This is a genomic window from Mesorhizobium sp. BR1-1-16, from assembly GCF_020165495.1.
In the GTDB taxonomy this organism is placed as follows: domain Bacteria; phylum Pseudomonadota; class Alphaproteobacteria; order Rhizobiales; family Kaistiaceae; genus Kaistia.
The window spans coordinates 133620-147174 of the sequence record NZ_JAIUIE010000011.1; the positions used below are offsets into that span (position 1 = coordinate 133620).

At 62.8% G+C, this 13555-nt stretch carries 11 protein-coding genes; 7 read left to right on the forward strand and 4 right to left on the reverse strand.

Annotated features, from left to right (window positions below; all coding sequences use genetic code 11):
• Positions 1-6 precede the first annotated feature (6 nt).
• From LB518_RS20020 to LB518_RS20045, 6 genes are all read left to right on the forward strand, one after another.
• Positions 7-831: an NAD-dependent epimerase/dehydratase family protein gene (locus LB518_RS20020; RefSeq protein WP_224579582.1), complete on the forward strand. Its 825-nt coding sequence runs from the start codon at positions 7-9 to the stop codon at positions 829-831.
• Positions 832-1025: 194 nt separating this feature from the next.
• Positions 1026-2342 (forward strand): ABC transporter substrate-binding protein, encoded by a 1317-nt coding sequence (locus LB518_RS20025; protein ID WP_224579583.1) that lies wholly within the window; start codon positions 1026-1028, stop codon positions 2340-2342.
• Positions 2343-2450: 108 nt separating this feature from the next.
• Positions 2451-3404: a carbohydrate ABC transporter permease gene (locus tag LB518_RS20030; protein WP_224579584.1), complete on the forward strand. Its 954-nt coding sequence runs from the start codon at positions 2451-2453 to the stop codon at positions 3402-3404.
• A 109-nt stretch (positions 3405-3513) separates the two neighbouring features.
• Positions 3514-4290: a carbohydrate ABC transporter permease gene (locus LB518_RS20035; protein WP_224579612.1), complete on the forward strand. Its 777-nt coding sequence runs from the start codon at positions 3514-3516 to the stop codon at positions 4288-4290.
• Positions 4291-4303: 13 nt separating this feature from the next.
• Positions 4304-5479 carry an ABC transporter ATP-binding protein gene (locus tag LB518_RS20040; RefSeq protein ID WP_224579585.1) on the forward strand — a complete coding sequence of 392 codons (1176 nt, stop codon included), beginning with the start codon at positions 4304-4306 and terminating at the stop codon, positions 5477-5479.
• Entirely contained in the window at positions 5476-6492 is a 1017-nt protein-coding gene (locus tag LB518_RS20045; protein WP_224579586.1) for a lactonase family protein, read from the forward strand. The genes LB518_RS20040 and LB518_RS20045 overlap by 4 nt, the downstream gene beginning before the upstream one ends.
• A gap of 217 nt (positions 6493-6709) precedes the next feature.
• Here LB518_RS20045 and LB518_RS20050 read toward each other — a convergent pair whose 3' ends face one another.
• The 4 genes from LB518_RS20050 to LB518_RS20065 form a co-directional block, all read right to left on the reverse strand.
• The gene (locus LB518_RS20050) at positions 6710-8821 is read right to left on the reverse strand and encodes a beta-galactosidase (RefSeq protein ID WP_224579587.1); all 2112 of its coding nucleotides are present in this window, start codon (positions 8819-8821) and stop codon (positions 6710-6712) included.
• A 71-nt stretch (positions 8822-8892) separates the two neighbouring features.
• Positions 8893-9768 carry a 2-hydroxy-3-oxopropionate reductase gene (locus LB518_RS20055; RefSeq protein WP_224579588.1) on the reverse strand — a complete coding sequence of 292 codons (876 nt, stop codon included), beginning with the start codon at positions 9766-9768 and terminating at the stop codon, positions 8893-8895.
• Between the two features lie 9 nt (positions 9769-9777).
• Complete coding sequence (gene hyi, locus LB518_RS20060; protein ID WP_224579613.1) at positions 9778-10554, reverse strand: hydroxypyruvate isomerase; 777 nt, start codon at positions 10552-10554, stop codon at positions 9778-9780.
• A 376-nt stretch (positions 10555-10930) separates the two neighbouring features.
• Positions 10931-11950: a LacI family DNA-binding transcriptional regulator gene (locus tag LB518_RS20065; RefSeq protein ID WP_224579589.1), complete on the reverse strand. Its 1020-nt coding sequence runs from the start codon at positions 11948-11950 to the stop codon at positions 10931-10933.
• Positions 11951-12443: 493 nt separating this feature from the next.
• On the opposite strand from LB518_RS20065, the gene LB518_RS20070 reads away from it, so the two are divergent.
• Entirely contained in the window at positions 12444-13370 is a 927-nt protein-coding gene (locus LB518_RS20070; RefSeq protein WP_224579614.1) for a bifunctional helix-turn-helix transcriptional regulator/GNAT family N-acetyltransferase, read from the forward strand.
• The last annotated feature ends 185 nt before the right edge of the window (positions 13371-13555 follow it).

Genomic DNA, 13555 nt, shown 5'->3' on the forward strand with positions numbered 1-13555 from the left:
CATGTGATGAGCGAACCCATCCTGCTCACTGGCGCGGGCGGCAAGGTTGCCGCGATGATCCGTCCCTATCTGCTGGCGCATTTCGGTGCCGTGAAGCTCACGGACTTGCGTCCTCCCGAAGCGCTCGCTCCCGGGGAGGAATTTCATCAGGCCGATCTCACCGATCTCGACCAGGCGCACGCCGTCGCGAAGGGCGTCCGCGGCATTGTCCATCTGGCAGGCCTGCCCGGTGAAAACACCTGGGACGCGGTTCTCGACGCTTCGATGAAGACGACGATCAATGCACTTGAGGCCGCGCGCCTCCTGGGGATCGAGCGCTTCGTCTTCGCCAGCTCAAATCACGTCATCGGCTTCTATCCGCGCAGCGAGCGGCTCGACGGCAACGAGCGGATGCTGCCGGATTCGCGCTATGCCGTCGCCAAGGTCTTCGGCGAGGCGGCGCTCTCGCTCTACGCCGACAAGTATGGCATGCGGACGCTGTCGATCCGGATCGGCACCGCGATAGATCGTCCGCGCAATGTCCGTGAGCTCTCGACCTTTCATCACCCCGAGGACATCGCACAGCTGATCGCGATCGGCATCGAGCACCCCGATGTCCGCAACGACGTGGTCTGGGGTATTTCGGACAATGCCGATGCCTGGTGGGACAATGGCAGGGCCGAAGCGCTCGGCTACAAACCGCGCTACAGGGCGGCCGATTTCGCCGATTCCTTGCCCGCGGGGACTGCATCGGGCGATCTGGCCGATCTCCTTCAGGGCGGCGGGCTGACCAGCCTCGAATTCGACGGCGACCCGAATCTCTGGGGAGCCAACGCCCTAAAGAGAGACTAACAGAACATAACAAAGCCAATTATGTTGGCTGCTTATTGACATTAAAAGTCCGTAACTGACATAAAATACTGGCTCGCGGTCGACATAACTACGCAAAACGGCAGTGCCGGAAAATACGGCCGGCGAGCCAGGGATGGCAGTTCACCGAGGATGAGCTGCTTCGTCTCATGGGTGGAGATTTCCGGGAGGATAACGTGAAGCTCACTGACCTGAATGGCGCAGCTGCGCGGCGGATTGCGGTCGCCGCAGCTCTTCTCATCACAACGGCTCTGCCTGCCCTGGCCGACAGTCTCGGTCCCGTGGAAGGCGAGATCACCTTTTCCTGGTTCGGCGGCCAGTCCCGCGCCGACAAGACCCATCGCATCATCGAGCTGTTCAAGGCCGACAATCCGGGCGTTTCGGTCGTCGAGCAGAACTCCGATTGGGACCCTTACTGGCAGAAGCTGACGCTGCAGGCTTCCGCCAACAACATTCCCTGCACCGTGATGATGCAGAACCGCTGGCTCGCGACATTCGCTGATCCGAACATATTGCTTCCGCTCGACGACTATGTCGCCAGCGGCGCGATCGACGTGAAGGGGATTCCCGAGAGCGCCATGAATTCGAGCCGTGGCGCCGACGGTCACCTGTATCAGATCCCGTCGAGTGTCTTCTTCAACGGAGTCATCTTCAATCGCACCTGGCTTGAGAAGGCCGGCCTCAAGGTCCCGCCCTCGAATTGGACCTGGGACGATATGACGAACCTGCTCGAGCAGATGAAGGGCAAGGTTCCGGAAGGCGCCGTCGCGGCGCACAACATGGCCATGGAAAATGACATGTTCGTCAGCTGGGTGCAGTCCCATGGCGACAAGGTCTTCGACAATGGCAAGGTCGCCTTCTCCAAGGCAACGCTCGCCCAGTGGTTCGAGTACTGGGAAAAGCTCCGCAAGGACGGGGTGACGGATACGCCCGACGTCATGGTCGAGGAAAATGGCAGCCTGATCGAGACGTCCGATATCGCCAATGGCCGGACGTTCATGACGGCGCGTCCGCCGAACCGTCTCGACAGCCACCAGAAGGTGATCGATGCCGTGCGGCCCGGTGAGCAACTGGCGGTTTTGCCGGCTCCGGCCGGCCCGGCAGGCGGTGGCTGGGATGTCGGTTCGAACGGGATCGCCATCGGCGCTCACTGCCCTGCGAACCTGATCCCCGCCTCGATTGCCTGGCTGAATTTCTTCACGCAGGATTCGCGCGCCGCGAAGATCTATGAATCGGATCTCGGCCCGGTCACCGTCGATCGCCTGCAGGAAGAGCAGATCTCAAGCCCCGACACCAGCCGCGGACAGAAGGATCAGATCCTGATGTTCCGCCAGATCGCTCCGCAGGCCAAGCCGATCCTCTGGCCGGCCAATAGCAGCGGCCTGCTGGCACAGGCATTGAGCCGCAACTACCAGGCCGTCGCCTTCGGTCAGGTCAGCGTCGACGAAGCCGTCGACCAGGTCTTCGCCGACCTGTCGTCCATCGGCAACTGAGCGATCGCGCTATCGGAGCCGCCCCCGCCCGTTGGGGGCGGTCTCCTCGAACCTTGCCGCGCCAGAGGGCTGTTGCGTCCAAGCGCGTCCTGAGAACGGAGGCCGTCGATGTCTGAAGTTGAAACCTCCGTTGCAAGGCCGAAGCCTGTCAGGGTGAGGCCGCCGCCCAACACGTCGCGGTCCAGTCTGTCCCGGATGGAAAATCGTGCCGCCTATTGGTTCCTGTTGCCTTGGCTGGCCGGCTTCTTCTTCATCACGGTCGTTCCAATGCTGGCGTCGGCCTATTTGTCCTTCACGGACTACAGGGTTCTCAAGCCGCCGCAGTGGGTCGGTCTGCAGAACTATGTCGCCATGACACACGATCGGCGCCTGTTCGTCTCGGTTGGTGTCACGCTGCGCTATGTGCTCATTTCGGTTCCGCTGGTGCTGATCTTTTCGCTGGCCGTGGCGGCGTTGCTCAACCGCGGCCTCAAGGGGCTCGCGATCTATCGGTCGCTGTTCTACGTCCCATCGCTGATCGGCGCGAGCGTCGGCATCGGCATGCTCTGGCGCGAAGTTTTTGGTGCGCGCGGCATCTTCAACAGTTTTCTGGCGCTCTTTGGCATCAAAGGCGCCGGGTGGATGTCGAGCCCTGGAACGGCGCTCTACACGGTCATCGGGCTGAACGTCTGGACATTCGGCGCCGCCATGGTGATCTTCCTCGCGGCGCTGCGGCAGATCCCGGAATCGTATTACGAGGCGGCCTCGCTCGATGGCGCCAATGCATTGCAGAAGTTCCGCCGGATCACCTTGCCGCTTCTGACGCCGGTGATCTTCTTCAATCTTGTGCTCAACACGATCGGCGCCTTCCAATCCTTCACGCAGGCCTTCGTCGTCTCAGGCGGCACGGGCGGGCCGGTCGATTCGACGCTGCTCTATACGATCTATCTCTACCAGCGTGCCTTCCAGCACCTGGAGATGGGCTACGCCTCGGCGATGGCCTGGGTCCTGCTCGCGACGATCGCCGCGTTCACGGCGCTGCTGTTCTGGTCCTCGCGCTTCTGGGTGTTCTATGGTGACTGACCGACGGCTTGACAGCAGGTCCCTGGCCGCGCATCGCCGCACGCGCAAGCTGCGGCGCAACCTGCGCGGGATCGGGCTGCATGCGATCCTGATCGTGCTTCTGATCGCAATGCTCTATCCTGTGATCTGGATGGTGCTGAGCTCGCTCCGGCCCGAGGACGAGATCTTCGGCGGGCTGGGATTGATCCCGAAATCCTGGACGATCGAGAATTATGTGAAGGGCTGGCAGCTTTCCGGCAATCCGACCTTCGCGGCGTTCTTCATCAATTCTTTCATCATCTCGGCGCTTGCGGTCGTCGGCAATCTGATCTCCTGCTCGATGGCAGGATATGCGTTTGCTCGATTGCATTTCCCTTTCAAGTGGCTGTGGTTCGCGCTGATGCTGGGCACGATCATGCTGCCGATCCATGCGCAGATGATCCCGCAATATATCTTCTTCCTGAAGATCGGCTGGGTGAACACGATCCTGCCGCTGGTCGTGCCAAAGTTTCTTGCCACCGATGCTTTTTATATCTTCCTGATGGTGCAGTTCATGCGGTCGCTGCCGGCAGAGCTTGAGCAGGCGGCGGTGCTGGATGGCGCGTCATACTGGCAGAGATACTGGCGGATCATTCTGCCGCTGACCATGCCGGCGCTCGTCACCACGGCTGTCTTCACATTCATTCATACCTACAACGACTTCCTCGGCCAGCTCATCTATCTGACCGACGTCAAGAGCATGACGGTGCCGGTGGCGCTCAGGCTGTTCCTCGATCCGAGCGGCGGCCAGTCCTCGGTCGGCGGCCTCTTCGCCATGGTCGTGCTTTCGATTGCCCCGGTGCTCGGGTTCTTCCTCGCGTCGCAGCGCTTGCTCACCAAGGGTATCGCCACGCAGGGCTTCAAGTAATTCGGAGAAAAACTTGGCAAGCGTTAGTCTCGAAGGACTTACGAAGTCCTATGGAAACGGTGTGCTGAAGGCGGTCAACGATCTCAACCTGGAGATCGAAGACGGCGAGTTCGTGGTGCTTGTCGGCCCGTCAGGCTGCGGCAAGTCCACCGCGCTGCGCATGATCGCCGGCCTCGAAGAGATCAGCGACGGCGGGGTTTGGATCGGCGACCAGTTCGTCAATGACGTGCACCCGAAAGACCGCGACGTGGCGATGGTCTTTCAAAACTACGCGCTCTATCCGCACATGACGGTGTTCGACAACATCGCCTTCGCCCTGCAGATCGCGGGCATGCCGCGGGACGAAATCCGGCGCCGCGTCGAGGATGCGGCTCGAACGCTGGAGCTGACGGACTATCTGAAGCGTCGTCCAGGTCAGCTTTCCGGCGGGCAGAGACAGCGCGTCGCGATGGGCCGTGCCATCGTTCGTCAGCCGGCGGTCTTCCTCATGGACGAGCCGCTCTCGAATCTCGACGCAAAGCTGCGTGTGCAGATGCGCGCCGAGATCTCCAAGCTGCAGCGTCGGCTCGGCGTCACCACGATCTATGTGACGCATGACCAGGTCGAGGCCATGACCATGGGCGACAGGGTGGCGCTGCTGCGCGATGGCAACTTGCAGCAGGTGGCCCCGCCGTCGGTCATGTATGACGAGCCCGCCAACATGTTCGTGGCGGCGTTCCTCGGATCACCGAGCATGAATCTGTTGTGGGGCGAACTCGGCGAGGTCTCGGCGTCGGGCACGACGCTGAAGCTCGGCGGGCAGACCCTTCTGCTGACAACCGAGAAAATTGCTGGTCTCCGAAGGCTCGGCGCTTACGCCAATCGGGCGGTGGTGGTGGGTATTCGCCCGGAGGACATTTACCCTGCCGCCGATCGGCCGGGGGCGACGAGCAAGATCCGGTCAAACATCGATCTCGTCGAAGCGCTCGGTTCGGACAAGGTTCTGCATTTCTCGATCGACGCCCGGCAGGCGCTGGTGAAGAGTTCGGACAGTCTCGACGAGCTCAACCATGGCGAGGCAGGGAAGGCGCATTGCGTCGCCCGGCTGAATGCGCGCACCCCGCTGCGTATGGGCGACGATGTCGATCTGGTCTTCGATACCGACCGGCTGCATTTCTTCGACGGGGAAACCGGTGAGGCGATCCGATGACAGGGAGCCTCGCGCTGGTTTGCAATTCACGCGACAAGACCATCGGGCTCTACCGGCTTTCGCTTGAGGGCCGGCTTGAGGCGAGGGGCTCGGTGCCGTTGGCTGGAGAGGGGAGCAACGGTCCGTCGCCGCTCGCTTTCAGTCCGGACCGGCGGATCCTCTATGTTGCCTTTCGCGGCGGCGAGCCGGCGGTCCTCAGCTTTCGCATCGATGTCGCCGCGGCGGGCCTCACCTATCTGGGCACGGCGCCGACGGCGGGCAGCATCGCCTATTTCTCGGCCGATCCGACGGGACGGTTTCTGTTCTGCGCCTCCTATGGCGGCGGCACGGTCTCCGTGAATTCGATCGGAGCGGACGGTGTCGCGGGTGGTCCGGTCGCGGTGCTCGATGTCGGTGAAAAGCCGCACTGCACCATCCCTGTCGGGAACGATGGCATGGTCCTCGTTCCCTGCGTCGGGACCGACAGGATCGAACGTCTGGTCTTCGACAAAGCCGGAGGAACGCTTGAGAAAATGTCGCCCCCGGCGGTGCAGTTGGCGCCCGGCAGCGCCCCTCGCCATCTCGTTCTCCACCCCAATGGCCGTTTTGCCTATGTCGTCGGCCAGGAAAGCGGGTCCGTGACGGTGCTGGCCTTGGCGGCCGATATGACGATGACGGTCGTGGAGACGCATGACATCACGGCAGCGGGGCATGTCGGGGCGCGGCTCGCCTCGGACATTCACCTCACGCCGGATGGCGGATTGCTCTATGCGAGCGAAAGAGAAAGCAATGTCGTCGCCGGTTTCATCGTCGACCCGAAAACGGGCCGGCTCACGCCGGCCGAGAGCCATCCCGTGCCTGACACGCCGCGCGGCTTCGCCATCGATCCGACTGGCCGCTTCCTCGTCACGCTCGGCGAAAACACAGCGAGCGCACTCGTCTGCGCGGTGGATCCGTCGACAGGCCGACTGACGGACCTGCATCGGCTCAGCACAGGCGCCGGGCCAAACTGGATCGAAATCCTGCCTGCCTAGGGCCGCTCGACAATTAGCTTCGCGAAAGGCGGGCGGTCGCTGTCGTGTTTATCTGCCATTGCCGGGTCAAGTCCGGCAATGGCAGGAAAAGGAACCGTGGCGCGACGCGAACCCTGGATGTCGATGCTACCCAAGGCCCGCTCTTGTTGCCCATTGCCGCGACGCCTCGCCGGCAGCGCTTTCAGGAGCGTTGCCGGCGAGCCCGCGTACAGTGGGTTCAGCCGATCGGGACGATGAGCGCATCACGCGCCGAAACCTGCACCTCGTTGCCGCTCGCAAAAGCGTCCTCCCCCGCCCAATAGGGCGTGCCGAACGAGAGTTCGCCCGATGCCAGATCGACCGTCGCGCGCTGCGCGCTCCGCGTCGGATTGATGAGCCAGAGAACGCGCTGTCCGTCAGGGCCGACGTGTAGCCGTCCATGCAAAGCGGGGTTCGAGAGGCTCAGCGCTTGCCGGCGACCGGCCCAGCGCAGCACGTCGGAGAAGTATGCGAGGTTCTCGGGGTTGCTTTCCTTGAAATAGGCAATGCCGGGATGTGTGCCCACCAGCAAAGTGCGCCCCTTGCCAAAGCTGTTCTCGACCACGGCAATCCGCCCGTCCGAGAATGAACCGCGGATGGAGCCGGTGGTCGGCGCGTAGCTCTGCAGGAAGCCGCCGCCCTTCAAGGGCCTGCCATCGAACGAGAGACGGATGCGGTCGCCAATGTCGGGCATGAATTCGACCTCGGCCTCCTTCGCGCCGAACACATGATCGAGCCCGTTATTCGGCTGCACGGTGCCGACCTTGCCGCGATCTCCGAAATAGCCGGGCGTCGCCTCGGAAATGAGCGTTCCGCCTGCCTTCACCCAATCGGCCAGCGCCTTGGCGTGAACGGCGGTGAGCATGATCGGGTAGGGCGCGTAGATCGTCTCGTAATCGGCGATGTGATCGATATGCACCCAGTCGGCCTGGATGCCGTTATCGAAGAAGCCTCGATACGCTCCCCACATCGCCTCGCGATAGGTCTCGGGCCTGTGGTTGGCGTTGAGCAGGTAGTCCCAGGCCTGCGCCTCGGGGATGACGAGAATGGCGACATCGCCCTTGATCGGCCGCGCTTCGAAGAGAGGCTTCTGGGCCGAAGCATTGGCCCAGCGGGCGAGGCCGCTTGCCATGTCGGAGCGGGGCGTCCGCGAGCCGTCCATGCCGTAGGATCCGAATGCGCCGAACAGGGGGCCGTCGAGCAGCGGCCGGAAGCGGAGGTTGAGCACGCCCGTCGCGCCGGCCGCGAACGACGTCATGGTCAGCGTGCGGATGTCCTCGGGATCCATCACGCGGCCGTCTTCCTTGTCGCGGCCGAGCACCTGCGGCTGCAGCCAAAGGGGCCCGCCGGGACGCTCGGCATGCCACCACTTCTTGCCGCGACTAGCGGCCCGCGTGATATCGGGACCGAAGAAGTTCTGCCAAGGCTTGAAGCCCCTGCGGCTCGGGACCCAGGTCAGTCCATAAAGCTCGACCTTCGAAGCAGCGAGCCAGTCGTCCGAGCCGTGGGCAGCCATGTTCGGAATGGCGCCGCCAACACCATGCGCCGCGATCATGCAATCCTTGTCGACCGCGCGGATCGCGTCGATCTTGAACTGCATCTGATCGTAATAGTTGTGCCGCTTGAACTCGAGCCAATCGAAGTTTTCGGGATAGGCAGCCACCTCGCGCGGCGGCTCGATGTCGTCCCATTCCGCATAGGAATAGCGATACCAGGCACGCGCCAGCGTATCGAGATCACCATACTTCGCCTTCAGCCACAGGCGGAAGTCAGCCTTCATCGGCTCCGAGAAGTCGACATCCGCAGCGTAGTTGACCTCGTTCCAGACGTCATAGCCAAGCAACGCGGGATGGCCCACATAGCGTTTGGCGAGGGCCGTCAGGAACGCTCCGACGGCCTGCTTCACCTCCGGCGCATTCATGGTCAGAGCGCCGGCGCCGCCGCCATTATTGGCAAAGCCGCCAGTCGCCGCGCTGACACCCATGTTCGAGGTCAGTGGCCGGCCATCGGCATGAAGCTGACGGGCGTGCGCGAAGCGTCGATAGGCCCAGTCCGGAACGGTGTGGCTCATTTCGGCGATCACGGTCTTGATGCCGTTCTTCGCTGCGAGGTCCATCTGACGGTCACAGTCGTCCCAGTCATATTCGCCCGGGCGGCGCTCGATGGCGGACCACATGAACCAGTGCCTGAAGACGTTCAGGCCATCCTCTGCGGCGGTGCCGTAATCACGTTCCCAATCCTCGGGCGGCGGATTCGACTTCCGGAAATAGACCGCCCCGAATGGAACTTGCGGCAGCTTGTCGATGGGCATTGGCGTTTCCTTCGCGGATTATTCGCTTCTCAGCTCCGTTCCGGGCCGAAAGCGTGGGGAGAGGGTCCGATCTAGGCGCCGCGGCCCGATAGCGCCTTGAGGGTGAGGATCAGAGCGGAGTGATCCTTGTCGCCGTCGCCGCGCGCGATCGCCGCGTTCATGACCTGCTGGGTCGCGGCGGTACTGGGCAGCGCGAGATTGAGGGCCTTGGCCGCATCGATCGCGAGTGACGTATCCTTCCGATGCAATGCGATCCGGAACCCTGGCTCGAAGGTGGATTTCGTCATGCGCTCGCCATGCACTTCGAGGACACGCGAGGATGCAAACCCGCCCATCAGTGCCTGGCGGACCTTGACGGGATCCGCGCCGGCGGCCTCTGCGAACAGCAGCGCCTCTGCGACGGCTTCGATGGTGAGGCCGACAATGATCTGGTTGGCCACCTTGGCTGTCTGGCCGTCGCCGTTGTCGCCGACCAGCGTGATGTTCTTACCCATGGCCTGAAAGAGCGGCAGCGCGCGGGCGAAGGCCTCTTCCGGGCCGCCGACCATGATCGTCAGCGTCGCATTGCGGGCCCCGACCTCGCCGCCTGAAACGGGGGCATCGAGATAGGAACAGCCGAGGGCCTCGACACGCCAGGCGAAGTCCTTGGTCGCGATCGGCGATATGGAGCTCATATCGATGACAAGCTTGCCGGGCGACAGCGCCTCGGCAATGCCGTCGGCGCCGAACAGCACGCCTTCGACATCGGGCGTGTCGGGAAGCATCAGGATGATGACGTCGGACGCTGCGGCGACTTCGCGCGCGCTCTCCAGCGCCTTGCCGCCCTTGTCGACGAGATACTGCGACACTGGCTTGACCCGATGCAGCGCCAGCGAATGCCCAGCTGCGATGAGCTGCTCCGCCATGGGCCGTCCCATGACGCCCAGGCCGATAAAACCGATCTTCATGGCAGTTCCTCAGAGATAGGGAGTCATCCAGCCGAGCCCGGCGGTCGTTCCGGCCAGGGGCCGGTATTCACACCCGACCCAGCCGCCATAGCCGAGGCGATCGAGCTCGGCGAACACGAAGCCGTAGTTGATTTCGCCGGTGCCGGGCTCGTTGCGCCCGGGATTGTCCGCGATCTGCACATGGGCGATGCGTTCGCGCAGCCGGGCATAAGTCGGCAGCAGGTCGCCCTGTGAGACCTGCGCGTGGTAGAAATCATATTGGATGAACAGGTTGTCGGAGCCGACGGCGTCGAGCAGCCGTTCAGCGTGATGCGTTGTCGAAACGGCGAAGCCGGGAATGTCGCGGAGGTTGATCGGCTCGATCAAAAGCTGGATGCCCGCGTCGGCAAGCCGCGGCGCCGCGTATTTCAAGTTGGCGACCAAGACCGCGTCGCGCTCCGCCTCCGTACTGCCGGCCGGCGCGATGCCCGCGAGGCAGTTGATACGGGTGCAGCCCAGCGCCGCAGCGTAGCGAACCGCCGTGTCGACGCCTCGCCTGAACGCCTCCACGCGGTCACCGAGGCAGCCTATGCCGCGCTCGCCGCCGGCCCAGTTGCCCGCCGGCAAATTGAACAGCGCCTGCGTCAGCCCGTTCTCACCAAGAGCTTCGGCTATGGCTTCGGGCGTCTCTTCATACGGAGACACATATTCCACAGCCCCGAACCCGTCCCTCGCAGCGGCGGCGAACCGCTCGATGAAAGGGAGATCGGTATAAAGAAAGGAAAGATTGGCCGAGAATTTAGGCACCGTGCGCTCCCACCCATCCGGCAATGCCCCGATGACGCGCGACATCATCGGCACACCCGACGGCCGGATCGCATGCATCGGCACGACCCTTCCGGGGGCGAACGTCGCCCTCATGAAAGTCGCATCGTTATTGCTAGAAAACGTGCCTTTAGTCGAATGTTAGGTAAAGCGTTATGTTCCGCTGGCATGGATTTCATGCCGCGGTTCCGCATCGGCTGGATGGATCAGGCTGCTGCCGGCTGCCTATAAACGCGCCCAAACGACGCCCAAATCGCGCCCGGATCGGTTCATTGGGGCGATGCCCTCGCAACGAGTTGCAAAGCGCTCATTCTCGCGGACGAGGCGACCGACGATGGGGTGCAGTCAGGCCTGGAAATCAGACCGTAGGCTCGAGGTCCGGCTTCTTCTCGCGGCTGGTCTGCGCCGCGGGACCGGCCGAAGCCCGATTGATAAGCCGACTGGCAACATGAACGCGCAGCGGCAGGTCACGCGGAATGCGGTCATGGATGCGGTCGTCCAGCATCCGGACGCAGGCGGCGCCGATCTGTTGGCCGTGGACGCGCACCGTGGTCAGTTGCGGCGAGATCTGGGTTGCGGCCGAATAGTCGCCGAAGCCGACGACCGATGCATCTTCCGGAATACGATAGCCGAGCCTCAGGAGTTCGGAGATCGCCGTCACCGCCAGTCCATCATGGGCGCAGAAGAACGCAGTAGGGTAGAGGCCCTCGGCATGGACCGCCCGCAGATGTTCGGTGAAGCGAATTTCGTCGTTGAACTTCATCTGCAGGAACTTGATCTGCGGCAGTCCCTCCAGAACCTCACGAAACCCGAAATAGCGCTCGATCCGCCCGCGATATCCAGGCGTACCATGCACATAAGCGATGGTGGTGTGGCCGAGGCGCGCGAGATACTCGGCAACGGCCGAGCCGGACTCGTGGTCGGTTCCGCCGACGAAATCGACCTGTTCGAGCGGTTCGAGCCAGCCGGTGCGGACGATCGGAACACCCAGGGAATAGATGCGGGTATAGGTCGTGCGGTCATGCGGGCCGACAAGGGCAGCGCCGTCACAGCCCCGGATAAAGGCCTCGACCTCGTCCGGGAGATGGGTCCAGCAGATGCGCACCTGATAGCCACGCTTCTGCGCCTCGATCTGGACGCCGTTCTGCACAAGCAGATGCAACTCGGAATTGATCAGATCGGTATCGTGGAAAACGAGGCCAAGCGTCATCACCTTGGCGATAGTCTCAGCGCGTGTATAGCCGAGCTCCGCCGCCACTTCCTGAACACGCCGACGCGTCTCGTCGCTCACGCCGCTCTTGCCCGAAAGCGCCCGCGAAACCGCGAACTTAGAGAGGCCCATCTGCGCGGCGATCGCTCCGAGTGTGACACGTTCCACGGTTGGCTTTTCCTGCTGCTAACGATGCAAACTAAGGCGAACGACAGGCTAACGCAATCTTCCGGCCTGCCTTTCCGGATCGCTACAGCGCCCCTCCTTCCCATTCACTTGGCGCATTCGCGCTGGTGCGGCCGCGCTGCCCCCAGTTCAGCAGGCGAGCGTGATTTGAACGGCAAGGCCCACCGGTCTCGAATGCGCGAGCAAGGCCGAAGGCACGGACCGAAGACCTGGCCGGTCGCTCATTCTGTCGAGTCGGTTGGCAATCCGTCCTCCCTTGCGGCAGCACGGCATCACGCCAGGGTGGGATGGCCGGGTCAGCCAGGCAATGACAGGAAAGGGAGCTGTGGCGCGACGAGGATCCGCGGCCGCCCTATCTGCTGGGCAGGCAAAACCGTCGAGACCCAATCTCGCGGTAGTCGAAACGCAAATTTTGTCGACAAGAACATCCGGATATCATTATGTTGTATGATGCAACTATCTGGTCGCTCCATTGATGCCATTGTCGCAAACGGTTGACTCGATCCGCGCCTCTTCGCGCCAGCTTGTGCGCGAACTGGGGTTCACCGGAAATGCGTTTGCCGGTACCGAATTGTCGCCTTCTGCGGTCCATGCGCTGATCGAGATTGAGCAGGGCGGGGTGGCCGCCCGCGATCTCGGCGCGCTGCTGCATCTCGAAAAGTCGAGCGTGAGCCGGATGCTTCGGAAGCTCATAGCATCCGGGGACGTTGTGGAGGAAACTGGCGAGGACGACGGTCGCGTGAAGCTGCTGTCGCTCACAACGGCCGGCAGAGACCGGCTGGCCAATATTCATGGTTTCGCGCGCGCGCAGGTTATGGGTGCGCTTGCAAAGCTGACCGCCGAGCAAGGTCAGATGGTATTGGACGGGCTGCGTCTCTACGCCAGAGCCTTGGCAGGGCCGCCGGCGGCTTCGGCGGTCGAGCTCAAGACAGGATATCGACCTGGTCTCATCGCACGCATCACCGAAATGCATTCAGTTTATTACACGCGAACATCCGGCTTTGGGCTGGCGTTCGAGTCCGTCGTCGCCAGTGGACTGGCCGAGTTTGCAGGTCGCCTAGGCAAACCTCAGAACGAGATCTGGTCGGCAATGAGCGGCGGCGATGTCTTCGGGTCCATCGCTATCGATGGAGAAGATCTCAGGCCAAGCATCGCACATCTTCGGTGGTTCGTGGTCGATGACGCGATGCGCGGCTCCGGGGCCGGCAAGAAGCTTCTGGATGCAGCATTGGCCTTCGTCGATCAGCGGGGCTTCGCGGAGACGCACCTCTGGACGTTCTCCGGGCTGGATGCGGCACGGCACCTCTATGAAACGCGAGGATTCAAACTGGCCGAAGAACGCCCCGGCTCTCAATGGGGCAGTGAAGTCCTCGAACAACGATTTGCCAGGGCCGTGCCCTGACCAAATACGCTCGGCGGCATCGACCGTCTGCCAGGCTCGCCGGCTAGCGCGCAACGCGACGGAGAACCGGAGGAATCTGGCGCGCCGGGTGAGATGAAACGGGGGCACCCTTACGTCGCTGTTGTTTGTATCTACTGCGATCTCCGGCGAGAAGCCGGACCTCAGTCGTCCATACCGCCTCGCCG

Coding starts and splice junctions, on each gene's coding strand:
- LB518_RS20020 (WP_224579582.1), top strand. CDS start 7: ATGAGCGAACCCATCCTGCTCACTGGCGCGGGCGGCAAGGTTGCCGCG.
- LB518_RS20030 (WP_224579584.1), top strand. CDS start 2,451: ATGTCTGAAGTTGAAACCTCCGTTGCAAGGCCGAAGCCTGTCAGGGTG.
- LB518_RS20035 (WP_224579612.1), top strand. CDS start 3,514: ATGCTCTATCCTGTGATCTGGATGGTGCTGAGCTCGCTCCGGCCCGAG.
- LB518_RS20045 (WP_224579586.1), top strand. CDS start 5,476: ATGACAGGGAGCCTCGCGCTGGTTTGCAATTCACGCGACAAGACCATC.
- LB518_RS20050 (WP_224579587.1), bottom strand. CDS start 8,821: ATGCCCATCGACAAGCTGCCGCAAGTTCCATTCGGGGCGGTCTATTTC.
- LB518_RS20055 (WP_224579588.1), bottom strand. CDS start 9,768: ATGAAGATCGGTTTTATCGGCCTGGGCGTCATGGGACGGCCCATGGCG.
- LB518_RS20070 (WP_224579614.1), top strand. CDS start 12,444: ATGCCATTGTCGCAAACGGTTGACTCGATCCGCGCCTCTTCGCGCCAG.